Source organism: Histidinibacterium aquaticum (assembly GCF_008710275.1).
GTDB classification, from domain to species: Bacteria; Pseudomonadota; Alphaproteobacteria; order Rhodobacterales; family Rhodobacteraceae; genus Oceanicola; species Oceanicola aquaticus.
The window spans coordinates 424,954-451,459 of record NZ_VYQE01000002.1 but is presented as its reverse complement, the minus strand read 5'-3'; the positions used below and the strand labels follow the sequence as shown (position 1 = coordinate 451,459).

Below are 26,506 nucleotides of genomic sequence, written 5' to 3'. Positions count from 1 at the left end.
TTCTTTCTCGCGCTCGGTGCTGGACATGCGTTCCTCCTGAGATCGAGTTTGGAACATACGTCCTTATTAGACACAGGCAATGGGCACAAAGCAGGACGATGTTCTATATCGGGGGTCAAGCCACGGGAGTCGTCCATGCAGCATTTTCCCATCTTCATGAATCTCGCGGGCCGCCGTGTGGTGGTCTCGGGCGGTGGCGAATGCGCGGTGGCAAAGCTGCGGCTGATCCTCAAGACCGAGGCGCATGTCACCGTCTTTTCCGCCGAGCCGGAAAGCCAGGTCATCACCTGGGCGGCAGAGGGGCGCCTCACGCTCGTCCACCGGGCGCTGGGTCCGGGCGACGCGCTCTGCGCCGCGCTGTTCTACGCCGCCAACGACGAGGACGCCGAGGATCAGCGCGTCGCGGCGCTTGCCCGTGCGGACGGGGCGCTGGTTAACATCGTGGACAATCTCGGAGACAGCCAGTTCATCACGCCGGCCATCGTGGACCGCGATCCGGTGACCGTCGCCATCGGAACCGAGGGCGCGGCCCCCGTGCTCGCCCGCGCCATCAAGCGCGACCTGGAAGAGCGCCTGCCCGCCCGCCTCGGCCTGCTGGCCCGGATCGGCAAGGCCTTCCGCCACGCCGCCGAGGCCCTGCCCTTCGGCGAGAAGCGGCGCGACTTCTGGGCGGATTACTACTTCGACGCCGGCCCCCGCGCCCTGGAAGACGGCGAAGAGGCGGTGGAGCCCGCCCTGCGCAGCCTTCTCGACACGCACCTTAACCGCGATGCGCGCGAAGGCTTCGTGGAGTTCGTCGGCGCCGGTCCGGGAGACCCCGACCTGCTGACGCTCAAGGCCCGCAAGGCGCTCGACCGGGCCGAGGTCGTGATCCACGACCGTCTCGTCACGAAGGAGGTGCTGGAGCTTGCCCGCCGAGAGGCCGTGTTGGTCGACGCCGGGAAGGAGGGTTTCGGCAAGTCCATGAGCCAGGAGGAGATCAACCGCCTGATCGTGGAGCACGCCGGGGCCGGTCATCACGTCGTGCGGCTCAAGTCCGGCGACCCGACGGTCTTCGGCCGCCTCGACGAGGAGATCGAAGCCTGCGACGCCGCCAATGTCACCTGGTCCATCGTTCCGGGCATCACCGCCGCCTCCGCCGCCGTGGCGGGCATCGGCCAGAGCCTCACCAAGCGGGAGCGCAACTCCTCGGTCCGCGTCCTCACGGGCCACGACATGAAGGGCTTCGCCGAGCAGGACTGGCGCTCGCTCGCGGGCCCGGGAGAAGTCGCCGCGATCTACATGGGCAAGCGCTCCGCGCGTTTCGTCCAGGGCCGCCTGCTGATGCACGGCGCCGATCCGGCGACCCCGGTCACCGTGGTCGAGAATGCCTCGCGCCCCGACCAGCGCACGCTCGCCACCACCCTGGCGGAGCTTGAACCCACTCTCACCGGCGCCGGCCTCTCCGGCCCGGCCATCATCCTCTTCGGACTCGCGCCGCGGCGCGCCGCCGAGGTGGCGCAGGACATCCAACGGGAGATCGCGCTATGAGCCGCAAGTTCACCCCGAAAGTCGTGACCGGCAACGCCCTGATCGAGGGCGACGCCGTCTGGCTCACCGAGGACGACCGCTGGACGCGGGAGATGTCGGAGGCCGAGCTCATCGAGGACGAGGCGCACGCCCAGATGCGCCTGCTCTTCGGCCAGTCGCAGCCCTCGGTCGTCGTGGGTGTCTATCTCGCCGACGCGAAGGCCGGCCTGAACGGCCCCGAGCCTACGCACTTCCGCGAGGATTTCCGCACCCGCGGCCCCTCGAATTATCCCCACGGCAAGCAGGCCACGGCCTGAGCCGGAAGGAGAGACCATGTACAGCTATTCCGAATTCGACGAGGCCTTCGTCCGCGAACGCGTCAGCCAGTTCCGCGCCCAGGTGGAACGCCGCATCGACGGCTCGCTCACCGAGGACGAGTTCAAGCCGCTGCGCCTGATGAACGGGCTCTACCTGCAGCTGCACGCCTACATGCTCCGGGTGGCGATCCCCTACGGCACGCTCGCCCCGCACCAGATGCGCCAGCTCGCCATGATCGCCGAGCGCTGGGACAAGGGCTATGGCCACTTCACCACGCGCCAGAACATCCAGTTCAACTGGCCAAAGCTGAAGGACGTGCCCGACATTCTCGACGCGCTCGCCGACGTCGAGATGCATGCGATCCAGACCTCCGGCAATACGATCCGCAACGTTACCGCCGACCACTTCGCCGGCGCTGCCGCGGACGAGATCGCCGATCCGCGCCCGGTGGCCGAATTGCTGCGCCAGTGGTCGACCGACCACCCGGAATTCCAGTTCTTGCCGCGCAAGTTCAAGATCGCCATCACTGGCTCGCCCAACGACCGCGCCGTGACCAAGGCCCATGACATCGGCCTGCGCATGGTCCGCAACGAGGCCGGCGAGGAGGGCTTCGAGGTGATCGTCGGCGGTGGCCTCGGCCGCACCCCGATGATCGGCAAGGTCATCCGGGAGTTCCTGCCGCGCGAGGACCTGCTGCCCTACGTCGAGGCCATCGTCTCGGTCTGGAACCTGCTGGGCCGCCGCGACAACAAGTTCAAGGCGCGCATAAAGATCACGGTCCACGAGCACGGCATCGAGGAGATCCGCCGCCTGGTGGAGGACCGCTTCACCGAGATCCGTCCCGGCTTCTCCGGCGTCGACCAGGAGGTGCTCGCGGGGCTCGAGGCGGCCTTCGCCAGGCCCTCCCTGCCCGAGCGCAGCCTCGGTGGCTTCGAGAGCGCCTATACCAACGACCCCGTCTTCCGCGCCTGGTCCGACACCAACGTGGCCGAACACGCGGTGCCGGGCTACGGCATCGTCACGATCTCGCTCAAGGCCCATGGCAAGACGCCGGGCGACGCCTCCGCCGACCAGATGCGCCTGATGGCGGACCTGGCCGAGGAGCTCGGCCATTCCGAGATCCGGATCAGCCACGAGCAGAACGTGATCCTGCCGCATGTCCACAAGTCCGACCTGCCCCGCGTCCACGCGGCGCTGAAGGAGGCCGGGCTCGGCACGGCGAACGTCGGGCTGGCCTCGGACATCATCGCCTGCCCCGGCATGGACTACTGCGCACTGGCGACCGCCCGCTCGATCCCGATCGCCCAGGAGATCGCCGAGCGCGTGGACGAGCTCAAGATCGAGCACGAGGTCGGTCACCTGAAGATCAAGATCTCGGGCTGCATCAATGCCTGCGGGCACCACCACGTGGGCCACATCGGCATCCTCGGGCTCGACCGCGCGGGCGTGGAGAACTACCAGATCACGCTCGGCGGCGACGGGACCGAGTCCGCCTCCATCGGCGAGCGCGCGGGCCCCGGCTTTTCCGCCGACCAGATCGTCCCCGCGATCGAGCGGCTGATCCTGGCCTACCTCGACCTGCGCGAAAGCGACTCGGAGACCTTCATCCAGTCCTACAGGCGGCTCGGGCCCGCCCCCTTCAAAGCCGCCCTCTATCCCGAGACGGCCGAGAAGGAGAGAGCCGATGCCGCTTGATCTGAGCTCCCGCGTCTCCGATCTCAACGACCGCTACCGCCACCACGGCGCCACGGCGGTCCTCGAGCGGGCGCTGACCGATCCCGACGTGGGCGATATCGCCCTCGTCTCCTCCTTCGGGGCGGAGTCGGTCGCGCTTTTGCACCTCGTCTCGGTCATCGACCGGCGGGTGCCGGTGCTCTTCATCGACACCGAGATGCTCTTTCCCGAGACGTTGACCTACCAGTCCGAGCTCGCGGTGAAGCTCAACCTCTCCGACCTGCGCATCGTCAGGGCGCGGCTGGCCGATACGCTGGCCGAGGATCCGCGGGGGGACCTGCACAAGTCGAACCCCGACGCTTGCTGCGCCCTGCGCAAGACGGTCCCGCTGCAGCGCGCGCTGGAGGGCTTCGACGGCTGGATCACCGGCCGCAAGCGCTACCAGGGCTCCAGCCGGCAAGACCTGCAGTTCTTCGAGGCCGAAGAGGCCACGGGCCGGATCAAGGTGAACCCGCTCGCCCACTGGACGAGCGAGGACGTGCAGGACTACATCACCGAGAACCGCCTGCCCCGCCACCCGCTGGTCAGCCGCGGTTATCCCTCGATCGGCTGCCTGCCCTGCACCAGCAAGGTGGAAGAGGGCGAAGACCCGCGCGCCGGCCGCTGGCGCGGCCAGGACAAGGATGAATGCGGGATCCATTTCGTGGACGGCAAGATCGTCCGCGGCCCCAAACCGGAAGCCGCCTGAGCCCGCGCGGCAAGGGCGCATGGGGCCAGATGAAGGAGGCTCAAGGATGAGCGTGATCGTGACCGACGGGGGCTTTGGCTCCGACGACTGGACGGGCCCCATGGTGGCCTGGGACGACGAGACGGCGGAGGCCGGCCCCGGAGCGGGGCTCGACGTGCCCTCCGACGCCGACCCGGAGACGCTCTCTGCCCGCGCGCAGGCGGCGGGGATGGTGCGGATCGACTTTCCGTCCTTCTCCGACGGGCGGGGGTTCACCCTGGCCGCCCACCTGCGGCGCAAGGGCTATTCCGGCCGCCTGAGGGCCAGGGGCCATGTCATCGCCGACCAGTACGCCATGGCGCGCCGGTCGGGTTTCGACGAGGTCGAGATCTCCGAGGACCTGGCCACCCGCCAGCCCGAGGAGCACTGGCTGAGGCGCGCCGACTGGCAGGCCAACGACTACCAGGCGCGGTTGCGCGGCGGGCGCTGATCCGCCGCGGCCCGGCCGCCTTCACCTCGACCGGAACACCAATTAGAAGGGGGGCGCCGCCAAGGCCGGCCCCGTGACAGGAATGACAGAGCAGAGACCCTTGACCGACACCGCAACCGTCCGCCCCGTGCCCACCCTGCCCGACGCGCAGACCGTCACGGAGGTGCAGCACTACACCGACCGGCTGTTCCGCTTCCGCGTGACCCGGCCGCAGAGCCTGCGCTTCCGGTCGGGCGAGTTCGTGATGATCGGCCTCATGGGCGATCCCGACCCGGCGACCGGCCGGCAGAAGCCGCTGCTGCGCGCCTATTCCATCGCCTCGCCCTCCTGGGACGACGAGCTCGAGTTCTACTCGATCAAGGTGCCCGACGGCCCGCTAACCTCCCGCCTCCAGCACATCGAGGAGGGGGACCAGATCATCCTGCGGCCCAAGCCGGTGGGCACTCTCGTCCATGATGCCCTGCTGCCCGGGAAGCGACTCTGGCTCTTCGCCACGGGCACCGGCTTCGCGCCCTTCGCCTCGATCATCCGCGATCCGGAAACCTACGAGCGCTTCGACGAGATCATCGTCACCCACACCTGCCGCGAGGTGGCCGAGCTCACCTATTCCCGCGAGATGATCGAGGGCCTGCGCCAGGACGAGCTCATGCAGGAGCTTCTGGGCGACGGCCTCGACAAGCTGCGCTACTACCCGACGACCACCCGCGAGGAGAGCCCGAAGATGGGCCGCATCACCACGCTGCTGGAGTCCGGAGAGGTTCAGTCCGACCTCGGCCTGCCGCCGCTCGACCCGGCGGTCGACCGCGCCATGGTCTGCGGCTCCCTGGAGTTCAACCACGACATCAAGGCCCTGCTCGAAGGCGCGGGCCTGCACGAGGGCGCCAATTCCGAGCCCGCCGAGTTCGTGATCGAGAAAGCCTTCGTCGGCTGACCCAGCCACGGCTTCAACGCAAAAGGGCCGCCCCTCGGGGCGGCCCTTCTCGTTTCCGGTGTGTTGCGATCAGCCTTGGATGCCGAGCGACTCGCGCAGCCGCTGGATTAGCGCCTCGAGCCCGTCCTCGTTCTCCTCGACCGAGCCCACGGCGGTGCTGAGCGACTGCTTCTGCACGTCGGAGAGATCGGAGGCCTCGATGACCTCGGTCACCTGGTCGCCGTCGAAGCCCTCGACGGTGAAGAGCTCGCGCAGTTCCTCGACGCTCATCTCCACGGCCCCGGCAAGCTCCAGAACCTCCGCGCTCGCCTCTTCGGTCACCGGATCGGCAGCCTCGGCGACATCGGCGGTGGTCTCGGCGGTCGCCGCGGCGGCGTCCTCGACGGCCTCCTCGGTCGCCTCCGCAGCCTCGCCGGCGGTCTCCGCGGTCGCCTCTGCCGCGTCTTCGGTGGCGGTCAGGGTATCTTCGGCCACCTCGCGCGCGTCCTCGCCGAGATCGCTCGCCGCTTCGGCGGCATTTTCGACGGCAGTCTCGGCGGTATCCGCGACCGTCTCTGCTGCCTCGCCCACGGCGGTCGCTGCCTCACCGGCGGTCTCTTCCGCCTCTTCGGCCAGGTCACCCGCCGCCTCGGCGGTGGCGTCCGCTGCATCGGCCGCGGCGTCCCCGGTGGCTTCGGCCGCGTCTTCCGTGGCCTCGGCCGCGTCACCGGCGGCTTCGGCGGTCTCGGCAGCCGCATCCTCGGCAGCGGCCTCGGCCTCTTCCGCGGTCTCGGCGACCTCGGCAGCGGCGTCTTCGGCTTCCGCCTCAGCTGCATCGGCCGTATCCGCGATCGCGTCGCCGGTCTCTTCGGCGGCCTCGGCGGTCTCGGCGGCAGCCTCCTCGGCGCCTTCTTCGGCAGCATCGGCGGTGTCCGAAATGGCCTCGCCCGTCTCTTCAGCCGCTTCCTCGGTCGCGGCGGCGGCCTCTTCGGCGCCCTCCTCGACAGCCTCACCGGCGTCGGCGGCCTCCTCACTCACGGCCTCGGGAACCTCCTCGGCTTCCTCGGCCGTCTCTTCGAGCTCGGCTTCGGCTTCGGCGGCCTCGGTCTCCACCGCGGCCTCGGTGCCGCTCAGCACCTCGACCGGCGTGCGGTCGTTCGCGATGAACTGAAAGCCAAAGTACCCCACGACGGCGACGACCACGATAATAAGGATCGCTCTCATCTCGAATTCCCTTCCAGACTGATTTCGGCGCCGTTCGGGCGCCTTTGGCGCATATCTGACAGAACGACGGCTCCAACGGAAGGCGCAAGCCCGTTCGAATGCCCGAAATTAGCGCATTTACGGTTGAATCGGCCCCTGCCCGGCCCTAACCTCTGTCATCCACATCGCGAACAACCGAAAGGACACGCGCCATAGCCCGCAGACCGCACAACGCGCCACCCACGCGCGACACAGGCCCCCGCGTCAACGACCGCGTCCGGGCCCCTGAGATCCGCCTGATCGGCCCCGAGGGGGAAAACATCGGCGTCGTAAGTCCCGCCCGGGGCATGCAGATCGCCGAGGAGGCCGGACTGGATCTCGTCGAGATTTCCCCCAACGCCACGCCGCCCGTCTGCAAGATCATGGACTTCGGCAAGTTCAAGTACGAGCAGCAGAAGCGCGAGAGCGAGGCGAAGAAAAAGCAGAAGACCATCGAGGTGAAGGAGGTGAAATTCCGCCCCAACACCGACACTCACGACTATGACGTGAAGATGAAGAACGTCATGAAGTTTCTGGAGAAGGGCGACAAGGTCAAGGTCACCCTCCGTTTCCGCGGTCGCGAAATGGCGCACCAGAATCTCGGTCGGGAATTGCTCGAACGCGTGGCCGAGGACGTGAGCGAAATCGGCAAGGTCGAGAACATGCCGAAGATGGAAGGCCGCCAGATGGTCATGATGATCGGCCCGACCAAGTAACGCGAACGCAGCGCGAGAGACGAACGAGCCCCGGTCGATGCCGGGGCTTTTCTCGTCTTCGGAGGCGGGTCGCGGCGGTCTATCCGCCGCGACCCTTTTTCGTTCAGCGCAGGAGCGGGGTGATGTTGCGGACGGTCGCCCGGCGGTTCGCCCGCTCGGAGTCTTCCGTCTCCACCAGCAGATCGCTCTCACCGTAACCCTGGATCACCAGGTTCTCCGGCGGCACGTCGAAGTACTCCGTCAGCACGAGCGCGAGGCTTTCCGCGCGACGGTCCGACAGCGCGAGGTTGTAGGTCGCGTCGCCCACGGCGTCCGTGTGACCCTCGACGAGGAACACCGCGTCGGGGTTCTCCTCGATGGTCTGCGCGATCGCGCGGCCCAGGGCCGTGGCTTCCTCGGCTTCGGCCGGAGAGATCGCGGCGGAGTCGGTCGCGAAGTTGATCTGGTTCAGATCGACCCGCGGCGCGAGCGCCCGGACTTCCTCGATCTGCCGGATCTGCGAGAGCGAGAAGGTGCGGTTCACGTCCGCCGCCTGCTCCGCGGCGAGCGCCGCACGCAGGGCTTCCTCGTCGCTGGTGTCGACGTTCGCCTCTTCCTGCTGCGGCGCGGCCGGCAGGGCCGAAACCTCGACCGGATCGACGTCGAGCGTGTCGTCGAACAGCAGGATGCGCGTGCCGTCCGGCAGGACGCGGACGCGGCGCAGGGCACGGCCATCAGCCGCGCGGATCGTGATGATCTGCGTGCCGTCGGGACGCGTCACCGTCGTGCGCGAAGAGCCGTCGTCGAAGCTCTGGGTCCGCACCTCGGTGCCGGGCTGACGCAGCAGAACCGTGTCGTCGCGCAGCACCTGGTACTCGCCGTTGCGCTCCACGATGATCCGGTCGCCGGTGTTGCTGACGACCTCGCCGCCGTTGTCGAGCAGCGAGCCGACCGCAACCGCGCCGAGCCCCAGCAGAACGCTGCGCTCGAAGTCGCTGAGGCCACCCTCGTCGTCGTCGTCGGAGGCGCCTTCCTCGGTCTGGCTGAGGACGCCCGTCGCGAAGTCCTCGTCGGAGCTGCGCACATCTTCCTCGGTCACCGTCTCGACGGTCACTTCGCCCTCGTCCTCACTGGCGTCGGCGGCGATGCTGGCGTCGGCGCTAGTCTCCTCATCGATGGCCGATCCGCCTTCCTCGTCGTCGGAGGGCGCGGAGGTCAGGGCCGAGGTTTCCTCGTCGATGGAGGTCGTGCCGTCGTCGGAGCCGTCGGTTTCGGGCGAGGCACTGTCCGCCTCCTCGGCATCGGTCGGCGCCGAGGGTTCCTGGTCTTCACCGACCTCGGTGCCTTCACTGGCGTCCGGCACGTCGTCCTGAGCCGAGTCCGTTTCCGGATCGCTCTCCGTGGTCGTCTCGGTGTCGGCTTCTGCCTCCGTGTCCGCTTCCGGAGCAGCGTCCGTTTCCGCGCTCGCGTCGGCATCGGCTTCCGGAGTGGTGTCCGTTTCCGCATTCGCGTTGGCGTCAGCTTCCGGAGAGGTGTCCGAGCTCGTGTCGGCATCCGATTCCGGAGCCGTGTCCGTTTCCGGCGCGGCGTCGGTTTCCGTCGTCGTATCCGTTTCCGGAGCCGGCTCCGCGTCGGTCACCTCGCTCTCGGCGGCTTCGGGCGGGGCCTCCTGCACGGGCTCCTCGACCTCCTCGGGGGCCGGGGCCTCTTCCGGAGCGGGCTCGGGCGCGGCCTCTGCCTCGGGCGCAGGCTCTTCGGTCGGTTCTGCCTCGGGCGCAGCCTCAGCCTCGGGCGCAGGCTCTTCGGTCGGTTCGGCCTCGGGCGCGGGCTCTTCGACCGGCTCCTCGGTCACATCGTCGGAGCTCTCCTCCGCGGGGGCCTCGGCCTCGGGGGCCGGCTCTTCGCCGGTCTCCGGCGCCGGCTCAGCTTCGGCCTCGGCACCAGCTTCGGCCTCGGCACCAGCTTCGGCCTCCGGCGCATCGGCCTCGTCGACCGGCGGCGGCTCGTCGAGGCCGTCCTCGGCCTGCGGCTCCTCGGCCTCTCCGGCCTCGGGCGCCAGCGGCGCGGTACCGTCCTGGCCGCCGAGAAGGGCGTCGAGCGCTTCCGGCGTCTCGATCAACGTCCCCTCCGCGTCCACGCAGGGCAGTTCGATATCGGGGGCACAAGCAGGCAGCGTGTCGTCGGTCTGCGCCCAAAGCGGCGTCGCGCCGAAGGCGAGGCTCAGGGCAAGCGCCGTTGTCGTACGGATAGGCGTTCGGCTCATCGGGTACTCCTTCCTCGGGCCCCGATGAACCGGGGCCGTCTCTGGCGAGCAAACGTCGCCTGGCCCGAGCCGTTCCCGGTGACGCGAGGCCACGAGCGGGCCTCCGCCGAAACTGTCATGTCGCGTGAGGAGACCTCAGAGCGTCGCGGCAACCGCGCGACGGGTCATGACGCCAATGAGATGTGCCCGGTACTCGGGCGAGGCATGGATATCGCCGATCATCCCGTCGGCCTCCGCCTTGAGTTCCTCGACCGCCTCGACCGACCAGTCGGACGAGAGCGCCTCTTCCGCGGCGGTCCAGCGGAAGACCCCCTCCTCGGATGCGCCTGTCACCGCCACCCGCGCGCCGTCCGCGTATTTCGCCGCGAACACCGCCACGAGCGGGAATCGCGAGGCGGGCTGGGCGAACTTCTCGTAGCGCGCCCGCTCCGGCACCGGAAAGCGGACCTCTGTGATGATCTCGCCTTCCTCCAGCGCCGTTTCGAACATGCCGGCGAAGAAGTCGTCGGCCGCGATCTCGCGACTGTCGGTGATGATCAGAGCGCCCGATCCGAGCGCCGCGGGCGGGTAACAGGCCGAGGGATCGTTGTTGGCGAGCGAGCCGCCGATCGTGCCGCGGCTGCGCACCGCCGGGTCGCCGATCCGGCCCGCCAGGGAGGCGAGCGCCGGGTAGTGCGCCGCCGCCTCGCGCGCCACGGTCGCATGGGTCGTCCCGCCGCCGATGCAGACCCGGCCTTCGTCGTCGATGCAGACGCCCTTGATCTCGGGGATCCCGGACAGGCTGACCAAGGTCGAGGGCATCGCGAGACGCGCCTTGAGCGAGGGGATCAGCGTCTGACCGCCCGCGAGCGCCTGGGCGTCCTCTTCCGCAAGGGCCGCCTTGGCCTCGGCCAGCGTCGTCGGGCGGGCGAACTCGAATTCGTACATGACCGCTCTCCTCAGTCCGCCGCGACGGTGCCGACGTCCTGCCCGCTCGCGGCCATGACCGCGCGGACGATGTTGTGGTATCCCGTGCAGCGGCACAGATTTCCCTCGAGGTACTGGCGCACCTCGGCCTCGGTGGGTTTCGGATTCTCCTCCAGCAGCGAGGTCGCGGCCATGACCATGCCCGGCGTGCAGAAACCGCACTGGAGCCCGTGGTAATCCTGGAAGGCCTTCTGGACCGGCGAGAGAGTGCCGTCCGCACCCGCCACGCCCTCGATCGTGGTGACCCGGAGTCCCTCGGCCTCGGCCGCGAACATGCTGCAGGCCTTCACCGGCGCGTCCTCGACGTGGACGAGGCAGGCGCCGCATTGCGAGGTATCGCAGCCGACGTGGGTGCCGGTCAGCCCCAGCGTCCCGCGCAGAAAGTCGACGAGCAGGGTCCGGCCTTCGATCTCGCCGGAGACCTGCTCGCCATTCACGGTCATGCTGACGCGCGCCATTCACGCCTCCCCTTTCCAGTCTTTGGCCCGACCTTAAGCAGTCGGGGACCGGAAAGAGAAGGCCCGATCTGGCATTGCCTCAGAAGGTCGCGTCGAGGAAGTCGAGCAGCCCGTCCCAGCTCTCGGTGTCGGCCTCGAGCATGTAGTCGTCCGATCCCCAGACAGTGAAGGAATGCCGGGCGCCGCCGAAGATCTGCGCCTCGTGGTCGATCCCCGCCTCCTGCAGCTCGGTCAGGGTGGCGGCCAGCGCATCCGGTCCGGAGACCGGATCGGCGGTACCGTGGTAGAATTGGATCGGCCCGGTCGCGGCCTCCCAGGTCTGGCCCTCGGGGGTCCCGAGCCCGCCGTGGAAGCTGACGAAGCCCTGGGTCTCGGCCCCCGCGCGCGCGGCCTCGAGCACCGCGGCACCGCCGAAGCAGTATCCGATCATCACCATCTCGGCGGGCGCGCCCTCGATGGAGCCCGCCTCCTCGACCGCGCCCAGCAGGCGCGCGCGGAAGGTCTCGCGATCCTGGTACATCTCGCCCGAGAGGCGCTGGTAGTCCTCCATCCCCTGCGGGTCGGTATCGGCGCCGTAGACGTCGATGGCGAAGGCGGTGTAGCCTGCGGCGGCCAGCATGTCGGCCCGGCGGCGCTCGTAGTCGGTAAGCCCGTCCCAGTCGTGAACGATGAGGACAGTGCCGCGGCTCTCTTCGAGGTCGGAGTTGCGGGCGACGTAGCCTTCGAACTCGGTCCCGTCGATCGTGTAGCTGTGGCTCTCGCCCGTGATCTGGGCCTGCGCGCCCGCGGCGCAGAGGGCGAGGACGGCGGTCGTGGTGGCAAGGCGCATGGTGGGTCTCCCTGTTGGTGGCTTTCGGCGGCAGATAGCGCCGAGCGACCCAGGGTCAGCCCTTTCGGTGATCACGGGGCCGTGGGCGCGATGGGATCTCCTTCAGGAGCCCGCCCACGCCCATGGCGGCGATGTCCTCCGCGCCCACGGGCAGGCCACAGATCACGCGCTCCAGCACCCAGTCCGCGCCGTTGAGCGCGGGAGAGCGCGCGCAGCCCGGCAGGCCGATCACCGGCCGCGCCCCGAGCCGCCCGAGGAAGAGCAGGTTGCCCGGGTCCACGGGCATCCCGAAGCGGATCACCTCGCCCCCGGCGCGGCGCAACGCCTCGGGCGCGGTGTCGTGGCTGTCGGAGGTGGCGGACCCTGTGAGGATGAGCAGCAGGTCCTCGCTGCAGTCCTTCAGCGCATCGGCCAGTGGCGCGACCTCGTGTGGAACGCGGAGGGGCTCGCTCATGGCGACGCCGAGGCGCGAGAGCCGCTCCTGCGTCGCCCGCGCGCCCTTGTCGCTCGCCGGCCGCCCGGTCTCGGTCTCGATCAGCGCCGCGGTCGAGAGCCTGGGAGAGACATGGCCGATGGCACCCTGCCCCGCCCGGCAGGCCTTGCCGAGCGCCTCTTCCGGCACGGCGTAGGAGATGATCTTGATCGTGGCGATCATGGTGCCTTCGGTGCAGCGCTGCCACTCCGGCACCGTCGCGACCGTCACCATCGGGTCGACGGCGTTGACCGCCGCGATCCGCCCCGCGTCGATCCGGGCGAGTCCCGGCCCGGAGGCATGGACGTTCACTCGTCCCGTCGCCGCCTCGGTGAGCTTCAGCCCCTGGCCTTCGCCCACCAGCGCGCGGGCCAGCCGGGCTGCGGCGGAGTTCTCGTCGACGTCGTCGAGCTCAAGCCTCGCGACGGTGACCTCGCCCACGCCCGCGCCGCGCAGCGCCGCGATGTCGGCGGGGCCGAGCCGCGTGCCCTTGCCGATCCGCAGCTCTCCCGCCCGGAGCGAATGCGCGAGTACCGCGCCCTCGGCCTCTGCGAGAGGGACCGCTCCGAACCTCATGCGCCTTGCCGCAGCACGCGGGTGACCTCGGCCATGATTGACAGGGCGATCTCCGCGGGAGACCGCGCGCCGATGTCGAGGCCGACGGGGGCGTGAATGCGCGAGAGCGCCTCTTCGCCAACCCCATCGGCCTTCAGCCGCTCCAGCCGTTTCGCATGGGTCCGGGTCGAGCCGAGGCAACCGAGGTAGAAGACCTCCGAGTCCAGCGCCGCGCGGATCGCCGGGTCGTCGAGCTTCGGATCGTGGGTGAGGGTCACGACGCAGCTCCGCGCGTCGAGCTGCTGCGCGGCCAGCGCCTCGTCCGGCCAGAGGTCGAGGATGGTCTCGCCGGGGAACCGCGCCGCGGCCCCGAAGGCGGGGCGCGGGTCGACAACGACGGGGTCGTAGCCGCAGGCGCGCGCCATGGGCAGCAGCATCTGGGCGATGTGGACCGCCCCCACGACGACCATTCTCAGCGGCGGGTTGTGGACAGCGACGAAGGTCCGCTCGTCCGGCTCCACGCCGGACCGGTCGGCGCGAAACCTCTCCGCCCAGGGCTCCGGCCCGTCCAGCCGGGCGCCGCCCTCCCGCAGATCGGTCACGTAGGCGACCGGGCGGCGCGCCTCCCGCGCCTCCACGAGCCCGGCGAGGACGTCCTCGGGCATGGCCCCGCCAACGGGCTCCACCAGCACTCGGATGCGACCGCCGCAGGCGAGCCCCACGGCGAAGGCCTCGTCGTCCGAGACGCCGTACTCAAGCAGCCGGGACTTGCCGTCCTCCAGCGCCTCCATCGCCTCGACCACGACCGCGCCCTCGACGCAGCCGCCCGAGACGGAGCCCTCCATCGCGCCCTCACCGTCGATGGCGAGCTGCGAGCCCACGGGCCTCGGGGCAGAGCCCCAGGTCTCCACCACGGTCGCGAGGGCGACCTTTCGCCCGTCCCGGTGCCAGGCGAGCGCGAGAGCCGGAATGTCTTGGGTCATGGCGGGACCTCCTGCCTGCCGCCTCAACCTAGGCGCGCATCCCGCCGGCGAAAAGACCGACAGAAGAACAGCCCGGGTCCCTAGTCCCTGGCCAGCATCCACTGCCCCTCGGGCCAGAAGGCGTGGAAGGCGAAGGCGAACATCACGTCGTGCGGCAGGTCCTGCCCCGTGCCGTCCCGCACCCGCACGTCGCCCACGTCGCGGCCCTCCGATATCCGCTGGGTATCGAGCGCCGAGGCCTGGCCTTCCGACCAGGAGAGGACGACTCCGGCCTCCTCGATCCGGTCCTCCTCCGAGAGCCGCGAAAGCGGCCAGGCCCGGTCGCCCACCCGGACGACGCGCTCGAGCGGCGAGATGCCGTGCGGCGGCGACTCGCCGGAATAGAGAAAGGGCCGGTCCGCGCTGTCGTAGCGGACATAGGGGTTCGCCCCGTAGCGGCGCCGGTGTTCCGTCGGCTCGGACATCACGAGACCGCCGGGATTGCGCTCCGCGAAGCTCTGCCAGCTCTCCATCCAGGAGGGCAGCCCCTGCAATCGCGTCCCCGTCAACTCGCCGACGATGGCCTCGCCGATGGCCTGCTGCCACCAGCTCTCGGTTTCGCGGTCGAACATGATCATGTCCGAATGCCGCAGCTTCCCCGAGACGCCGAACTCCAGCACCCCGACCTCGGTCCGCCGGTCGAAGGTGAGGCCCGAGTTGCACAGCGGGCAGAAGGTGACGGCGACCGGCACGCCCGCCACCTCGTCGTTCACGATCTCATGCCAGATAAGATAGCGGATCGGGTAGGCCCGGGGCGTCGCGCCTTCCAGTTCCAGAGCGATGACCGGCTCCCTGGGTTCGAGCCCGCGCTCGTCGGAAACGGCATGAAAGTCGGGATCGCTGAGCGCCGGGATCCCGTCCTTCGGCGGCCCGCCCGAAATGATCTCGGACCAGTCCTCGACGGTCGTTTTCGAGAAATCGGTGTCGGGCCAGGCAGACTGCCAAAGGCTGGGCTGGGCAGAGACACTCCCGGCAAGCGCGATAATCAGGGCGGCGAGAGCGCGGATCATGGCGGCTCCTCCTCGGACCGAGGATGCCCCGTCGTCAGCCGTCCCGCCAAGAGCCTCGCGCAACCGTGACGGGCCGCGCGAGGCTCGAGCTTTACTGGCGCACCCGCGCCTCGACGATGGCGTCGGGGTTCTCGGTCACGGCTCCGCTGGAGCCCCGTCCGCGGCGGATCTGGTCGACCACCTCCATGCCGGCCACGACCTCGCCCACGACGGTGTAGGAGCCGTCCAGGTGCGAGGCGCTGTCGAACATGATGAAGAATTGCGAGTTCGCCGAATCCGGATCCTGCGTCCGGGCCATGCCGACGACGCCGCGCTCGAAGGGGATATCCGAGAACTCCGCCTCGAGGTCCGGCATCTCCGACCCGCCGCCCCCGGCGCGGCCGAGATCGCTCCCCGCCTTGCCGAACTCGACGTCGCCTGTCTGGGCCATGAAGCCCTCGATCACGCGGTGAAACACCACCTGGTCGTAGGCGCCCTGCTCGGCCAGCGTGACCAGCCGCTCGGTATGCTGCGGCGCGGCCTGCTCGTTGAGGTCGATCACCACGTCGCCCTGTGCCTGCCCCGCGATGCAGAGCGCGAGCCAGGGCCCGGGCTCGCCCGCCGCCGTGGACTCCGCGCCCTGTGCCGTGTCGAGCGCCTCCTCCAAGGCGCAGTCGCCCGCCTCCAGGTTCGGAGCCTCGGGCGCGTTGGCCACGGTGAACCGCTCGGGCATGACGAAGAAGTAGATCGCGGCCGCCGCGCCGATCAGCACGAGGACCACGAGGATCATGCGGTTAAGCATCCGCGGCGACCTTCACCGAGATCATCCGGTCGGGGTTCGCCGGCGGCTCGCCCCGGGTGATGGCGTCGACGTGCTCCATCCCCTCGATGACCCGGCCGTAGACCGTGTACTGGCCGTTGAGGAAGTGGTTGTCGCTGAAGTTGATGAAGAATTGCGAGTTGGCCGAGTTCGGGTTCTGCGAACGCGCCGCGCCGATCGTGCCACGGTCGTGCGGGATGCGGCTGAACTCGGCCGGAAGGTCCGGCTTGTCGCTGCTGCCGGTCCCGGCCCGGCGCGGGTTGTAGTCCTTCTCCATGTTGGCGTGCTCGACGTCGCCCGTCTGGGCCATGAAACCCTCGATCACCCGGTGGAAGGCCACGTTGTCGTAGGCGCCCTCGCGGGCCAGTTCCTTCATCCGGGTGCAGTGTCCGGGCGCGATGTCCGGCAGAAGCTCGACGGTCACGGTGCCGTCCTTGAGCTCGATGACAATGGTGTTCTCGGGATCCTTGATCTCGGCCATGGGTAGTCGTCCTTTTCAATGCTGGCGCGGAGCCTAGGGCCGGGGGGCCGCGTTGCCAAGGCGGGCCGGTTGACCGCCGCAACGGAAAGGCCCAAGCACGGACCGAATTGAACGGAGGACTGCCGATGGCCTGGAAGAGCCTCGACGACATGGACATCGCGGGCAAGCGCGTGCTCACCCGCGTCGACATCAACGTGCCGATGGAGGGGGATCGCGTCACCGACACGACCCGGATCGACCGGATCGTGCCCACCGTGCGCGACATCCTCGACGCGGGCGCCGTGCCGGTGCTGCTCGCCCACTTCGGCCGCCCCAAGGGCAAGGTCGTCCCCGAGATGTCGCTGGGCCGCCTCGTGCCCGCGCTGACCGAGGCCTTCGGCTGCGAGGTCCGCTTCTCGACGCTGGACGACGCCGCACAGACGGTCGAGGCGACGCCCGGGGGCACCGTCGTGCTGCTGGAGAACACCCGGTTCGAGCCGGGCGAGGAGAAGAACGACCGCACGCTGGCAGAGCACTACGCCTCGCTCGGCGACGTCTACTGCAACGACGCCTTCTCCGCCGCCCACCGCGCCCATGCCTCGACCGAGGCGCTGGCCCACCTCCTGCCCGCCTGCGCAGGCCGCCTGATGGCCGCCGAGCTCTCGGCGCTGGAGGCCGCCCTCTCCACCCCCGACCGACCCGTCGCGGCCGTCGTGGGCGGGGCGAAGGTCTCCACCAAGATCGACCTGCTGTCGAACCTCGTGGAGCGGGTCGACATGCTGGTGATCGGCGGCGGCATGGCCAACACGTTCCTCGCCGCGCAGGGCATCGACGTGGGCAAGAGCCTCTGCGAGCACGACCTCGCCGAGACCGCACGAGAGATCGCCAAGAAGGCCGCCGAGACGGGATGCGAGATCCTGCTGCCCCGCGACGTGGTCGTGGCTCGGGAGTTCAAGGCCGGCGCCGAGAGCGAGGTGGTCAAGGTCGAAGACTGCCCCGCCGACGCGATGATCCTGGACGCGGGCCCCGACAGCGTGGCCCATGTCGCGCAGGTCCTGGAGCGCGCGAAGACCCTCGTCTGGAACGGCCCACTAGGCGCCTTCGAGATCGAGCCCTTCGACCGCGCCACCGTGGAGGCCGCCCGCACCGCCGCCGAGCTGACCAAGGCCGGCAAGCTGCGCTCCGTCGCGGGCGGCGGCGACACCGTCTCGGCGCTGAACCACGCGGGCGTGACAGAGGATTTCTCCTACGTCTCCACCGCCGGCGGCGCCTTCCTCGAATGGCTCGAAGGCAAGACCCTTCCGGGCGTGGCGGCGCTGGGGTGATCGGCCCCAACAACCAGTGACGATGAGGGCCCCCGCGGTGATCCGCGGGGGCTTCTTGTTGCCGTGGGTGCGGACGGCGGGCACTCTTCGGGAATGACGCTCCGGATCGCCACTCAGGAGGATACCGAGGTCTGGGCAGGTCTGCGGGCCCGGCTCTGGAAGGACACGTCCCTCGATGTGCACCGATCAGAGATCGCCGAGCTGCTCGCCAGACCGCGAGGCGAGTCCATCGCCTTTCTCGAAGGCGTCCCGCCCCGCGCCTTCGCAGAGGCATCGCTCCGCCGGGACCATGTGGACGGCTGCGACACATCTCCGGTGGCGTTCCTGGAAGGGATCTACGTCAACCCGGAGGACCGGGGCCACGGGATCGGCCGCCGGCTGCTGGCTGCGGTCCGCGACTGGGCGCGGGAGATCGGGTGCTCGGAGCTCGGGTCGGACGCGGAACTCGCAAACACCGCGAGCCATGCCTTTCACGAGGCCTCGGGCTTCGAGGAGACGAGCCGCGTGGTCTTCTTCCGGATGCGGCTCTAGGCGATGCCCCGTGTCCCGGCTCCCCGGCTCAGCCGGGCGTGAGGAAGGACCGATCGGTGTCGCCCAGGATGAAGTCGACCATCTCCTCGACGTAGGACGAGGAGGTCTCCCCCTTCAGCCGCTTCGCGCGGTCGGCGAAGGTGCCCTCGCCGTCGCGCAGGGTTTGAAAGGCGGCGCGCAGCGCGGTGATGTCCTCTCGCGCGACGCCCTTGCGCTTCAGCCCCACGAGGTTGAGCCCGTCGAGCACCCCGCGCGGTCCCTGCACCAGCCCGTGCGGCAGCACGTCCTTGGTCACCATGGTCACCGCGCCGATGATCGCCCCGCGGCCGATGCGGACCCACTGGTGGATGCCGCAGAGCCCGCCGATGATCACGTCGTCCTCGATGACGCAGTGGCCGGCGACCGCCGCCTGGTTCACGACGATCACCCGGTCACCGACCTGGACGTCATGGGCGATATGGCAGCCCGCCATGAAGAGCCCGTCGTCGCCGATCCGGGTGATCCCGCCGCCGTGGGCGGTGCCCGCGTTGATCGTGACATGCTCGCGGATGCGGTTTCGCGCCCCGATCACGAGGCGCGTCTCCTCGCCGGAGAACTTCAGGTCCTGAGGGATCTCTCCCACGACCGCGAAGGGAAAGATCACCGTCCCCTCGCCCACCTTGGTCCGGCCGGTGAGGACGACGTGGGACTTGAGCTCCACGTCGGGCCCGAGCCGGACGTCCCCGCCGACGACGCAGAACGGGCCGATCCGGCAGCCCGCGCCGATCTCGGCCCCCTCCTCGATGACGGCGGAGGGATGGATCATGCTCATTGCGCGGGCAGTTCCATCATCGCGGTGAACTCGGCCTCGCAGGCCAGCTCTCCCTCGACCGTGGCCTGGCCCTTGAAGCGCCAGACCTTGCCGCCGGGCTTGCCGCGCGTGGTCTCGATATCCATGCGGAGCTGGTCGCCGGGGATCACCTTGCGGCGGAACTTGCAGCCGTCGATGCCCATGAAATAGACGAGCAGGTTGCCCTCGGTCAGGCCCAGCGTCGTGCCGACCATGACGGCGGCGGTCTGGGCCATGGCCTCGACGATGGTCACGCCGGGCATGATCGGCTGGCCGGGGAAGTGCCCCTGGAAATGCGGCTCGTTCATCGAGACGTTCTTGAGGCCCGTGGCCTTGGCCGTGCCCTCGATGCCCACGACCCGGTCGACCAGCAGGAAGGGATAGCGGTGCGGCAGGATCGCCTGGATGAGCTGGATGTCGGCCTCAGTCGGCGGGGCTTCGTCTGTCATGGGATCCTCCGTGGCGTCCGCGTCTCGTTAGCAACCGGATCCGGGGGGAGCAAGCCGCGCCCCCCCGGCGATCCGTGCCGCAATCCGCCGGTGACTGCCCCGAAAATGCCCCCGGCCCGCGAAATTCTTTCCACAGCGGCCCGCGCAGACTGACCATAGGTCAACGCCCAGTACGGAGCACTTCATGGACCGCACGAAGACAACAACCGACGACATCCTCCATTTCGTCATGGACGAACGCGCCCGCTGCGTCTCGGACCGGGAGTGGCGCCACCGCCTGCGCGGCTACGGCTACGACATCGTCACCACCGGCGCGGGCGCCATGCTGACCAAGTTGCCACACGGGCGCGAGATCTGCCCCCTCGATATCTGACGCTCAGGACGTCAGGGTCCGGCGCACGGCGTCGGTCCAGCCCGCGTAGCGGCGGGCGCGTTCCTCCTCGGGCATCCGCGGTTCGAACCTCCGGTCGGCGGCCCATTTTGCTGCGAAGCCCGCACGGTCGGGATAGACCCCAGCCGCATGCCCGGCGAGCCAGGCGGCCCCGAGCGCCGTCGTCTCCAGGACCTCCGGACGATCCGCCGGTGCGCCGGTGATGTCGGCGAGAAACTGCATCGCCCAGTCCGAGGCACTCATCCCCCCGTCCACCCGCAGCGTCGCCTCACCCGCATCGGGCCAGTCGTCGCGCATCGCCTCCAACAGATCGCGGGTCTGGAAGCCCACGCTTTCGAGCGCCGCCCGGGCGAACTCGGCGGGCCCCGAGCTGCGGGTGAGGCCGAAGACCGCGCCGCGTGCCTCGGCATCCCAGTAGGGGGCGCCCAGGCCAGTGAAGGCGGGCACGAGGATCAGTTCCTGTCCGTCGTCGGCCTTCTCGGCGAGCTCCGCGCTCTGGCCCGCGCTCTCGATCAGTCCGAGACCGTCTCGGAGCCACTGCACGACGGCGCCGGCCACGAAGATCGCGCCCTCGATGGCGTAGGTCACTTCGCCGTCGAGCTGGTAGGCGATGGTCCCGAGCAGCCGGTTGCGGCTCTCGACCAGCTCGGAGCCGGTATTGAGCAGCGCGAAACAGCCCGTGCCGTAGGTCGACTTGAACATGCCCGGCTCGAAGCACGCCTGCCCGAGGGTCGCCGCCTGCTGGTCGCCCGCCACGCCCCGGATCGGGATCTCGCCGCCGAGGAGGTCGGGCTCGGTCGTGCCGAACTCGGCGTTGCAGTCGAGGACCTCGGGCAGCATCTCGGCCGGAATGTCGAAGCGCTGCAGGATCGTCTCGTCCCACTGTCCTTCCCGGATGTTGTAGAGCAGCGTGCGCGCGGCGTTGGTGGCGTCGGTGACGTGGCGCTTGCCGCCGGTGAGCTTCCAGATCAGCCAGCTGTCGACGGTACCGAAGATCAGCCGCCCCTCGCGGGCCGCCTCCCGCGCGCCTTCGCGTTCGTCCAGCAGCCACTTGAGCTTGGTGCCCGAGAAGTAGGGATCGGAGAGGAGGCCGGTGCGCTTGGTGAGTTCGGCCTCGAAGCCCTCATCGGTCAGCTCGCGGCAGAAGGCGGCGGTGCGCCGGTCCTGCCAGACGATGGCACGGCCCGCGGGCTCTCCGGTCTCGGGGTCCCAGGCGACGACGGTTTCGCGCTGGTTCGTGATGCCGATGGCGGCGATGTCCGAGGCGGTGGCCCCGGCCTTCTCCATCACGGCGCGGCAGGTGGAGAGGACGGACTCCCAGATCTCGCCCGCGTCGTGCTCGACCCAGCCGGAGCGCGGGAAGTATTGCGGGAATTCCTCCTGCGCGGAATGGGCGGGACGCATCTCTTCGTCGAAGAGGATCGCCCGGCTCGAGGTGGTGCCCTGGTCGATGGCGAGAATATAGGTCATGCGCGCCTCCCTTTGGCCGGCAAGATGCCGGGCGCGCCCGAGCATGGCAAGCAACCGGCCCGCCGCTGCGCGGTCCGAATGTTTCGCGCGCGAAACGCTTGAATTAACTCAGATTAACGGTCGCGAGTGGTGTCGGGGAGGTCCCTACTCCGCCGCCCGACCGCGGTATCCTATTGCGACGACGAACTTTTCCGCGGAATCCGAGCGGCTCGCCGGGGGCTTCACGTTGGCCACGGAGGTAAACCTCTGCTTGAGCAGGGTCTGCAGCGAGCCCTCCGCTCCGCCGGCCAGCACCTTGGCGACGAAGGTGCCGCCCTCCTCCAGCACGTCGAAGGCCAATTCCGCAGCCGCCTCGCAGAGCGCGACGATGCGCAGGTGGTCGGTCTGCTTGTGGCCCGAGGCGGAGGCGGCCATGTCGGACATCACCACGTCGGCGGAGCCGCCGAGCCAGGCCTTCACCTTGTCGTCGGCGCCGTCCTCCATGAAGTCGAGCTGGTGGATCTCCGCGCCGGGAATCGGCTCGACCTCCTGCAGGTCCACGCCGATGACGCGGCCGATCTTCTTGTCGGTCTTCTCTCCGAGCGCATTCACGCGGCGGACGGCCACCTGGCTCCAGCCGCCCGGGGCACAGCCCAGGTCGACCACGCGGGCGCCGGGCACGAGGAACCGGTGCTTGTCGTCGAGCTCGAGGATCTTGAAGGCGGCGCGGCCGCGATAGCCCTCGGCCTTCGCCCGCTTCACGTAGGGGTCGTTGAGCTGGCGTTGCAGCCAGAGGGTCGAGGACATCTTGCGGCCGCGGGCGGTCTTGACCTTGACGGTCAGGTCCCGCTGTCCGCGGCCGGATGATTTTCGTGTGCGCTTCGCCATTCAGCCTAGATGAGGGGTTTCGCCCCCGGCCTCAAGCCCTCCGACGGCGGCGGCCGCCGCGGCCGGAGCCCGCCTCCATCGCGGCCTTGGCGGCCTCGGGATAGGGCGTGCCGGCCTCGACGGCGTCCAGAACGCGGCTGAAGCCGATCCAGGTGGCCCCGTTGGCATCGTGGTTCATCAGGAAGTTCGCCGCGCGCACCGCTTCCATCTCGACGGGGCGGACCGGGTTCATGATGGCCGAGGTCATGCCCGCGCCGATGGCCATGGGCAGGAAGGCGGCGTTGATGCCGTGCCGGTGCGGCAGGCCGAATGAGATGTTCGAGGCGCCGCAGGTGGTGTTCACGCCCAGCTCGTCGCGCAGGCGGCGGACGAGAGTGAAGACCTGCTGTCCGGCCGTCGCCATGGCGCCAACGGGCATCACCAGCGGATCGACCACGATGTCATGCGCCGGGATGCCGAAATCGGCGGCGCGCTCGACGATCTTCTTGGCGACTGCGAAACGGACGTCGGGATCCTCGGAAATGCCGGTGTCGTCGTTGGAGATCGCCACGACCGGGACGTTGTATTTCTTGACCAGCGGCAGGACGAGCTCGAGCCGGTCCTCCTCGCCGGTAACCGAGTTCAGAAGCGGCCGCCCCTCGCAGGCCGCGAGACCGGCCTCCAGCGCGCCTGGGACCGAGCTGTCGATGCAGAGCGGCACATCGACGAGGCCCTGAACCAGCTCGATCATCTTGGTCATGAGCGGCGGTTCGGTTTCGTTCGGGTTGGGGTTCGAGTTGTAGACCACGCCCGCGTTCACATCGAGCATCGTGGCGCCGCAGGCGACCTGCTCCAGCGCGTCCTTCTCGACCGTCGAGAAATCCCCCGCTTCCAGCTCGGCGGCCAGCTTCTTGCGGCCGGTCGGATTGATCCGCTCGCCGATGACGCAGAAGGGCTCGTCGAACCCGATGATGGCGGTCTTGGTCTTCGACTCCACGATGGTGCGGGTCATTGGGCGGGGGCTCCTTTCAGCGTGTCGAGCGCGGTGTCGAGGTCGGGGTCTTCGTAGGTGCGTATCGTGAGGCGCGCGCCCGCGTCGCGCAGCGCGGCATCGTCGAGACTGGAGCGCAGGCCCACCGTCCAGGCCCCGGCGCGCGAGGCGGAGGTGACGCCGGCGCGGCTGTCCTCGAAGGCGACGGTCCGCTCGGCGCGGACGCCCAGGCGGCGCATGGCTTCGGCGTAGGGGTACGGGTCGGGCTTGCCGCGCGGGCAGTCGTCGCCCAGCACGATGGTGTCGAAGCGCCCGTCCAGCCCGATCGCCGCGAGCATGGCGCGGGCGTTTTCGGGCGGCGCGTTGGTGACGACGGCCATGGGCCAGCCCTCCTGCTCCGCGCGCCCGATCAGGGCACGCAGGCCCGGCATGGGCTCGGCCTGGCTGCCGAGCCGCTCGCGGAAACGGGCCTCTTTCTCATCGGCGAGCGCGCTTGCGTCCTCGTCCGGGAAATGCTCGCCGAAGATGTCGGCGTTGAGCCGGCCGTGCAGTTCGCGGGTGTAGAACCCGTCGTCGATCTCCCTGCCCCGCTCGGCGAAGATCTCGCGGAAGACCGCCGCGTGCAGCGGATCGGTCTCCAGCATGGTCCCGTCGAGGTCGAAGAGCAGGGCCGCCATCAGGCGCTGGCCGCGGCGGGCCGTCCGGCCTCTTGGGTGTTGTCGCGCACCCACTCGGCCGCGGTCTTGATGCCACCTAGCGGGAAGATGTGGACCTGCTCGATCCCGAAGTCGGGGTTCGCGGCCTTGTGCGCGGCGAGTTCGCGGACGACGTCGGTCGGCTCGTAGGGCAGCATCAGCTTGGTCACGTCCATCGCGCGCTTCTGCAGGACCTTCATCGAGGGGCCGACCCCGCAGGCGACGGCGAACTTGATGAGGGTCTGGAGCTTGGCCGGGCCGGCGATGCCGATGTGCACCGGCAGGGTGACGCCCGCCGCCTTGAGGCTGTCGACCCACTTGATGATCGGCTTCGCGTCGAAGGCGAACTGTGTGACGAGCGCCATCTCCGCGTCCGTGCGCTGCGAGAAATCCTGCTTCCAGCGGATCGCCTCGTCGACCTGGGCGGTCGAACCGTCGGGGTCGATGTCCTTGTTGCCCTCGGGGTGGCCGGCGACATGCAGGCGCTTGAAGCCGCGGTCGTCGAAGAGACCGGTCTCCAGCAGCTGCATGGAGGAATGGTAGTCACCGTGGGGGTCCTTCACGCCACCGGCGAGCAGGAGCGCCTGGTCGATGCCGGCCTCGCCCTGGTAGCGGTCGATCCAGTCGGCGAGCATCGTCCGGTCCTTGATGATCCGGGCCGGGAAGTGCGGCATCACGTCGAAGCCCTCGCCCGAGATGCGCTTGGCTGTCTCGACCATCTCCTCGATCGGGGTGCCCTCGATGTGGGCGATGTAGACGCGCGTGCCCTGTGGGAGGATCGCCCGGAAATCCTCGACCTTCGCGGCGGTGCGGGGCATCACCTCGATGGAATATCCCTGGAGAAAACTGTCGAAATCCGCCCCGGCGGGGGCCGCCTTCCGGCGGAAGTTGAGCAGAGCCATAAGGGCCTCCCTGATGCGCTGGCCTCGCGTCACGCGCGGCCGTCATTCCCGATGAGCGACTTCAGCCGCTCGGTGTCGTACTCGGCGTCGATCCGGGCCGCTTCGGCCTCGGCCGCCTCCCTGTCGTCGCCCGGAACCTCGATCGCGGGCGCCTTGCGCCACTCCGCGAGATAGTCGTCCGTCTCGGCGGCGCCACTTTTCATGGCGGCGCGGTCGATCGCCTGCTCGAAACGTTCGGGCAGCGGTATCTTAACGCCGCGGCGGCCTTTCCCGGCGATGACCTGCGCGGGAATGTCGCGCCAGTAGACGATCGTGACCTGCGCCAAGCTGCCTCCTCGCCGCCCCCTCGGCGGCCGTTCTTCCGGGCCTCATACGCCCTGAGCGCCCGCTCCCATCGCCTGATTTCGACACAACGCGGGGGGCGCGCGACGAAAGGTATCGCAAAGCCCCCGCGGAAGCGCAAACCGTTGCTCTGCGCCGCGGCGTTACGGTGTGACAAAGCTTGTCTTCCGACGTCGCATCCCCCACACTCCGAGCAACACCAGATCGGAGGGCGTGTTGATGGCGCCCAAGCGTCCCAAGGGTGCGGGCGCTTTCCCACAACCGGTCGAGAGCCCCGCACCGGCACCGCCGGATCCGGACACGCTCTATGCGGCCCTGGATCTCGGCACGAACAGCTGTCGCATGTTGATTGCCCAGCCCAAGGGCAGCCAGTTCCATGTGATCGACAGCTTCTCGAAGTCCGTCCAGCTCGGCTATGGGCTCGAGCGGTCGGGGCGTCTCAGCCGTGCCTCCATGAACCGGACCATCGCGGCGATGCGCATCTGCATGCAGAAGCTGCGCCGGCACGAGGTGAAGCACATGCGGCTCGTCGCGACCGAGGCCTGCCGCCGCGCGACCAACGCCGACCAGTTCATCTCGCAGGTCAAGCGCGAGACGGGACTGAAGCTGGAGATCATCGAGCCGGAGGAAGAGGCGCGTCTCGCCGTCATCTCTTGCGCGCCGCTGGTTTCGACGCGGACGGACCAGCTGCTCGTGGTGGATATCGGCGGCGGCTCGACCGAGCTCGTCTGGATCGACCTGACGAAGGTGCCGCATTCCGACCGCCCCAAGGCGATCATGCGTCTGCACACCGGCTTCAGGCAGGACCCGGGGCCCTTCCCCGTCGCGAAAGTGGTGGACTGGATCTCGGTGCCGCTGGGCGTCGCCACGCTGCGCGACCAGTTCCGCGACGTGGAGGACGACGCGGCGCGCTTCGCGCTGATGTCCTGGTACTTCGAGGAAAATCTCGCGGAATTCGCACCCTACGCCGCGGAGCAGATGAAGAAGGGCTTCCAGATCATCGGCACCTCGGGGACCGTCACCACGGTGGCCGCCTCGCACCTCGGGCTGCGCCGCTACGACCGGACCAAGGTCGACGGGCTGCGGATGACCACCGAGCAGATCGACGCGGTGATCCGCGGCTACCTGGCCCTCGGCCCGGAGGGGCGGCGCAACGATCCGCGGATCGGCAAGGACCGGCACGCGCTGATCATGTCGGGGGCCGCGATCCTTCAGGCGCTCATGCGGCTCTGGCCCACCGACCGTCTCTCGGTCGCCGACCGCGGGCTGCGCGAGGGGCTGCTCTACGCGCAGATGTCCGCGGACGGCGTGCTGGAGGACGGGCCCTTCTGAGCTT

General features: G+C 69.3%; 29 protein-coding genes. 11 read left to right on the top strand and 18 right to left on the bottom strand.

Translation table 11 applies throughout. The annotated features are described in order from the left end of the window. The first annotated feature begins 135 nt into the window (after nucleotides 1-135). The 6 genes from cysG to F3S47_RS07610 all read left to right on the top strand — a co-directional run bounded on the left by cysG (nucleotide 136) and on the right by F3S47_RS07610 (nucleotide 5,649). Nucleotides 136-1,530 carry a siroheme synthase CysG gene (gene cysG / locus F3S47_RS07635; protein WP_150444650.1) on the top strand — a complete coding sequence of 465 codons (1,395 nt, stop codon included), beginning with the start codon at nucleotides 136-138 and terminating at the stop codon, nucleotides 1,528-1,530. Beyond that, complete coding sequence (locus tag F3S47_RS07630) at nucleotides 1,527-1,826, top strand: DUF2849 domain-containing protein (RefSeq protein WP_150444649.1); 300 nt, start codon at nucleotides 1,527-1,529, stop codon at nucleotides 1,824-1,826. The genes cysG and F3S47_RS07630 overlap by 4 nt, the downstream gene beginning before the upstream one ends. Before the next feature lie 16 nt (nucleotides 1,827-1,842). Then, nucleotides 1,843-3,522 carry a nitrite/sulfite reductase gene (locus tag F3S47_RS07625; protein WP_150444648.1) on the top strand — a complete coding sequence of 560 codons (1,680 nt, stop codon included), beginning with the start codon at nucleotides 1,843-1,845 and terminating at the stop codon, nucleotides 3,520-3,522. Further along, a complete protein-coding gene (locus F3S47_RS07620) occupies nucleotides 3,512-4,249 on the top strand; it encodes a phosphoadenylyl-sulfate reductase (protein WP_150444647.1) in 738 nt (245 codons plus the stop codon). The genes F3S47_RS07625 and F3S47_RS07620 overlap by 11 nt, the downstream gene beginning before the upstream one ends. A 46-nt stretch (nucleotides 4,250-4,295) precedes the next feature. After that, nucleotides 4,296-4,718 (top strand): DUF934 domain-containing protein, encoded by a 423-nt coding sequence (locus F3S47_RS07615; RefSeq protein WP_150444646.1) that lies wholly within the window; start codon nucleotides 4,296-4,298, stop codon nucleotides 4,716-4,718. Nucleotides 4,719-4,800: 82 nt separating this feature from the next. Then, a complete protein-coding gene (locus F3S47_RS07610) occupies nucleotides 4,801-5,649 on the top strand; it encodes a ferredoxin--NADP reductase (protein ID WP_150444645.1) in 849 nt (282 codons plus the stop codon). Between the two features lie 69 nt (nucleotides 5,650-5,718). On the opposite strand, the gene F3S47_RS07605 is transcribed toward F3S47_RS07610, so the two are convergent. Next, complete coding sequence (locus F3S47_RS07605) at nucleotides 5,719-6,852, bottom strand: hypothetical protein (RefSeq protein WP_150444644.1); 1,134 nt, start codon at nucleotides 6,850-6,852, stop codon at nucleotides 5,719-5,721. Nucleotides 6,853-7,004: 152 nt separating this feature from the next. Between F3S47_RS07605 and infC the strand changes: the two genes are divergently transcribed. Next, nucleotides 7,005-7,586, top strand: coding sequence for a translation initiation factor IF-3 (infC, locus tag F3S47_RS07600; RefSeq protein WP_449768861.1), 582 nt, complete (start codon nucleotides 7,005-7,007; stop codon nucleotides 7,584-7,586). A 103-nt stretch (nucleotides 7,587-7,689) separates the two neighbouring features. Here infC and F3S47_RS07595 read toward each other — a convergent pair whose 3' ends face one another. From F3S47_RS07595 to F3S47_RS07555, 9 genes are all read right to left on the bottom strand, one after another. Continuing rightward, a complete protein-coding gene (locus F3S47_RS07595; protein ID WP_150444642.1) occupies nucleotides 7,690-9,828 on the bottom strand; it encodes an OmpA family protein in 2,139 nt (712 codons plus the stop codon). 135 nt (nucleotides 9,829-9,963) lie between these two features. Beyond that, nucleotides 9,964-10,755, bottom strand: coding sequence for an FAD binding domain-containing protein (locus F3S47_RS07590; RefSeq protein WP_150444641.1), 792 nt, complete (start codon nucleotides 10,753-10,755; stop codon nucleotides 9,964-9,966). Between the two features lie 11 nt (nucleotides 10,756-10,766). Then, complete coding sequence (locus F3S47_RS07585) at nucleotides 10,767-11,252, bottom strand: (2Fe-2S)-binding protein (RefSeq protein ID WP_150444640.1); 486 nt, start codon at nucleotides 11,250-11,252, stop codon at nucleotides 10,767-10,769. Nucleotides 11,253-11,331: 79 nt separating this feature from the next. After that, entirely contained in the window at nucleotides 11,332-12,081 is a 750-nt protein-coding gene (locus tag F3S47_RS07580) for a dienelactone hydrolase family protein (RefSeq protein ID WP_150444639.1), read from the bottom strand. A gap of 55 nt (nucleotides 12,082-12,136) precedes the next feature. Beyond that, nucleotides 12,137-13,129 (bottom strand): molybdopterin-binding protein, encoded by a 993-nt coding sequence (locus tag F3S47_RS07575; RefSeq protein ID WP_150444638.1) that lies wholly within the window; start codon nucleotides 13,127-13,129, stop codon nucleotides 12,137-12,139. After that, nucleotides 13,126-14,091 (bottom strand): XdhC family protein, encoded by a 966-nt coding sequence (locus F3S47_RS07570; RefSeq protein ID WP_150444637.1) that lies wholly within the window; start codon nucleotides 14,089-14,091, stop codon nucleotides 13,126-13,128. Before F3S47_RS07570 ends, F3S47_RS07575 begins: the two co-directional genes overlap by 4 nt. An 80-nt stretch (nucleotides 14,092-14,171) precedes the next feature. Then, complete coding sequence (locus F3S47_RS07565) at nucleotides 14,172-15,140, bottom strand: DUF3179 domain-containing protein (protein ID WP_150444636.1); 969 nt, start codon at nucleotides 15,138-15,140, stop codon at nucleotides 14,172-14,174. Nucleotides 15,141-15,231: 91 nt separating this feature from the next. Then, on the bottom strand, nucleotides 15,232-15,852 hold the full coding sequence (locus F3S47_RS07560) for a peptidylprolyl isomerase (protein WP_150445036.1): 621 nt from the start codon (nucleotides 15,850-15,852) through the stop codon (nucleotides 15,232-15,234). Between the two features lie 61 nt (nucleotides 15,853-15,913). Beyond that, a complete protein-coding gene (locus tag F3S47_RS07555; protein ID WP_150444635.1) occupies nucleotides 15,914-16,420 on the bottom strand; it encodes a peptidylprolyl isomerase in 507 nt (168 codons plus the stop codon). 125 nt (nucleotides 16,421-16,545) lie between these two features. Here F3S47_RS07555 and F3S47_RS07550 point away from each other — a divergent pair, with 125 nt between their 5' ends. Then, complete coding sequence (locus F3S47_RS07550) at nucleotides 16,546-17,724, top strand: phosphoglycerate kinase (RefSeq protein WP_150444634.1); 1,179 nt, start codon at nucleotides 16,546-16,548, stop codon at nucleotides 17,722-17,724. 93 nt (nucleotides 17,725-17,817) lie between these two features. Next, nucleotides 17,818-18,255, top strand: a complete 438-nt coding sequence (gene aac(6') / locus F3S47_RS07545) for an aminoglycoside 6'-N-acetyltransferase (RefSeq protein WP_150444633.1) — start codon at nucleotides 17,818-17,820, stop codon at nucleotides 18,253-18,255. Nucleotides 18,256-18,283: 28 nt separating this feature from the next. Here aac(6') and lpxA read toward each other — a convergent pair whose 3' ends face one another. Both lpxA and fabZ read right to left on the bottom strand, forming a co-directional pair. Then, a complete protein-coding gene (gene lpxA / locus F3S47_RS07540) occupies nucleotides 18,284-19,066 on the bottom strand; it encodes an acyl-ACP--UDP-N-acetylglucosamine O-acyltransferase (RefSeq protein ID WP_150444632.1) in 783 nt (260 codons plus the stop codon). Next, the gene (fabZ, locus tag F3S47_RS07535) at nucleotides 19,063-19,533 is read right to left on the bottom strand and encodes a 3-hydroxyacyl-ACP dehydratase FabZ (protein ID WP_150444631.1); all 471 of its coding nucleotides are present in this window, start codon (nucleotides 19,531-19,533) and stop codon (nucleotides 19,063-19,065) included. The genes lpxA and fabZ overlap by 4 nt, the downstream gene beginning before the upstream one ends. 184 nt (nucleotides 19,534-19,717) lie before the next feature. Here fabZ and F3S47_RS07530 point away from each other — a divergent pair, with 184 nt between their 5' ends. After that, nucleotides 19,718-19,906 carry a hypothetical protein gene (locus F3S47_RS07530; RefSeq protein WP_150444630.1) on the top strand — a complete coding sequence of 63 codons (189 nt, stop codon included), beginning with the start codon at nucleotides 19,718-19,720 and terminating at the stop codon, nucleotides 19,904-19,906. 3 nt (nucleotides 19,907-19,909) lie between these two features. Here the strand turns inward: F3S47_RS07530 and glpK are convergent, their stop codons facing one another. The 6 genes from glpK to F3S47_RS07500 all read right to left on the bottom strand — a co-directional run bounded on the left by glpK (nucleotide 19,910) and on the right by F3S47_RS07500 (nucleotide 25,154). Beyond that, complete coding sequence (gene glpK, locus F3S47_RS07525; RefSeq protein ID WP_150444629.1) at nucleotides 19,910-21,394, bottom strand: glycerol kinase GlpK; 1,485 nt, start codon at nucleotides 21,392-21,394, stop codon at nucleotides 19,910-19,912. A gap of 144 nt (nucleotides 21,395-21,538) precedes the next feature. Continuing rightward, complete coding sequence (locus F3S47_RS07520) at nucleotides 21,539-22,261, bottom strand: RlmE family RNA methyltransferase (protein ID WP_150444628.1); 723 nt, start codon at nucleotides 22,259-22,261, stop codon at nucleotides 21,539-21,541. A gap of 31 nt (nucleotides 22,262-22,292) precedes the next feature. After that, the gene (locus F3S47_RS07515; protein WP_150444627.1) at nucleotides 22,293-23,252 is read right to left on the bottom strand and encodes a methyltetrahydrofolate cobalamin methyltransferase; all 960 of its coding nucleotides are present in this window, start codon (nucleotides 23,250-23,252) and stop codon (nucleotides 22,293-22,295) included. Beyond that, nucleotides 23,249-23,908: an HAD family hydrolase gene (locus F3S47_RS07510; RefSeq protein ID WP_150444626.1), complete on the bottom strand. Its 660-nt coding sequence runs from the start codon at nucleotides 23,906-23,908 to the stop codon at nucleotides 23,249-23,251. The genes F3S47_RS07515 and F3S47_RS07510 overlap by 4 nt, the downstream gene beginning before the upstream one ends. Then, the gene (locus tag F3S47_RS07505) at nucleotides 23,908-24,828 is read right to left on the bottom strand and encodes a methylenetetrahydrofolate reductase (protein ID WP_150444625.1); all 921 of its coding nucleotides are present in this window, start codon (nucleotides 24,826-24,828) and stop codon (nucleotides 23,908-23,910) included. Before F3S47_RS07505 ends, F3S47_RS07510 begins: the two co-directional genes overlap by 1 nt. A gap of 29 nt (nucleotides 24,829-24,857) precedes the next feature. After that, complete coding sequence (locus F3S47_RS07500) at nucleotides 24,858-25,154, bottom strand: virulence factor (RefSeq protein WP_150444624.1); 297 nt, start codon at nucleotides 25,152-25,154, stop codon at nucleotides 24,858-24,860. Nucleotides 25,155-25,389: 235 nt separating this feature from the next. On the opposite strand from F3S47_RS07500, the gene F3S47_RS07495 reads away from it, so the two are divergent. Next, nucleotides 25,390-26,502 (top strand): Ppx/GppA phosphatase family protein, encoded by a 1,113-nt coding sequence (locus F3S47_RS07495; protein WP_150444623.1) that lies wholly within the window; start codon nucleotides 25,390-25,392, stop codon nucleotides 26,500-26,502. The last annotated feature ends 4 nt before the right edge of the window (nucleotides 26,503-26,506 follow it).

Coding starts and splice junctions, on each gene's coding strand:
- F3S47_RS07615 (WP_150444646.1), top strand. CDS start 4,296: ATGAGCGTGATCGTGACCGACGGGGGCTTTGGCTCCGACGACTGGACG.
- cysG (WP_150444650.1), top strand. CDS start 136: ATGCAGCATTTTCCCATCTTCATGAATCTCGCGGGCCGCCGTGTGGTG.
- F3S47_RS07585 (WP_150444640.1), bottom strand. CDS start 11,252: ATGGCGCGCGTCAGCATGACCGTGAATGGCGAGCAGGTCTCCGGCGAG.
- F3S47_RS07565 (WP_150444636.1), bottom strand. CDS start 15,140: ATGATCCGCGCTCTCGCCGCCCTGATTATCGCGCTTGCCGGGAGTGTC.
- F3S47_RS07630 (WP_150444649.1), top strand. CDS start 1,527: ATGAGCCGCAAGTTCACCCCGAAAGTCGTGACCGGCAACGCCCTGATC.
- F3S47_RS07580 (WP_150444639.1), bottom strand. CDS start 12,081: ATGCGCCTTGCCACCACGACCGCCGTCCTCGCCCTCTGCGCCGCGGGC.
- F3S47_RS07590 (WP_150444641.1), bottom strand. CDS start 10,755: ATGTACGAATTCGAGTTCGCCCGCCCGACGACGCTGGCCGAGGCCAAG.
- F3S47_RS07570 (WP_150444637.1), bottom strand. CDS start 14,091: ATGACCCAAGACATTCCGGCTCTCGCGCTCGCCTGGCACCGGGACGGG.
- F3S47_RS07510 (WP_150444626.1), bottom strand. CDS start 23,908: ATGGCGGCCCTGCTCTTCGACCTCGACGGGACCATGCTGGAGACCGAT.
- F3S47_RS07495 (WP_150444623.1), top strand. CDS start 25,390: ATGGCGCCCAAGCGTCCCAAGGGTGCGGGCGCTTTCCCACAACCGGTC.
- fabZ (WP_150444631.1), bottom strand. CDS start 19,533: ATGACAGACGAAGCCCCGCCGACTGAGGCCGACATCCAGCTCATCCAG.
- F3S47_RS07625 (WP_150444648.1), top strand. CDS start 1,843: ATGTACAGCTATTCCGAATTCGACGAGGCCTTCGTCCGCGAACGCGTC.
- F3S47_RS07595 (WP_150444642.1), bottom strand. CDS start 9,828: ATGAGCCGAACGCCTATCCGTACGACAACGGCGCTTGCCCTGAGCCTC.
- F3S47_RS07515 (WP_150444627.1), bottom strand. CDS start 23,252: ATGACCCGCACCATCGTGGAGTCGAAGACCAAGACCGCCATCATCGGG.
- F3S47_RS07530 (WP_150444630.1), top strand. CDS start 19,718: ATGGACCGCACGAAGACAACAACCGACGACATCCTCCATTTCGTCATG.
- lpxA (WP_150444632.1), bottom strand. CDS start 19,066: ATGAGCATGATCCATCCCTCCGCCGTCATCGAGGAGGGGGCCGAGATC.
- F3S47_RS07520 (WP_150444628.1), bottom strand. CDS start 22,261: ATGGCGAAGCGCACACGAAAATCATCCGGCCGCGGACAGCGGGACCTG.
- glpK (WP_150444629.1), bottom strand. CDS start 21,394: ATGACCTATATTCTCGCCATCGACCAGGGCACCACCTCGAGCCGGGCG.
- F3S47_RS07550 (WP_150444634.1), top strand. CDS start 16,546: ATGGCCTGGAAGAGCCTCGACGACATGGACATCGCGGGCAAGCGCGTG.
- F3S47_RS07620 (WP_150444647.1), top strand. CDS start 3,512: ATGCCGCTTGATCTGAGCTCCCGCGTCTCCGATCTCAACGACCGCTAC.
- F3S47_RS07505 (WP_150444625.1), bottom strand. CDS start 24,828: ATGGCTCTGCTCAACTTCCGCCGGAAGGCGGCCCCCGCCGGGGCGGAT.
- F3S47_RS07610 (WP_150444645.1), top strand. CDS start 4,801: ATGACAGAGCAGAGACCCTTGACCGACACCGCAACCGTCCGCCCCGTG.
- F3S47_RS07575 (WP_150444638.1), bottom strand. CDS start 13,129: ATGAGGTTCGGAGCGGTCCCTCTCGCAGAGGCCGAGGGCGCGGTACTC.
- F3S47_RS07555 (WP_150444635.1), bottom strand. CDS start 16,420: ATGGCCGAGATCAAGGATCCCGAGAACACCATTGTCATCGAGCTCAAG.
- F3S47_RS07605 (WP_150444644.1), bottom strand. CDS start 6,852: ATGAGAGCGATCCTTATTATCGTGGTCGTCGCCGTCGTGGGGTACTTT.
- F3S47_RS07560 (WP_150445036.1), bottom strand. CDS start 15,852: ATGCCCGAGCGGTTCACCGTGGCCAACGCGCCCGAGGCTCCGAACCTG.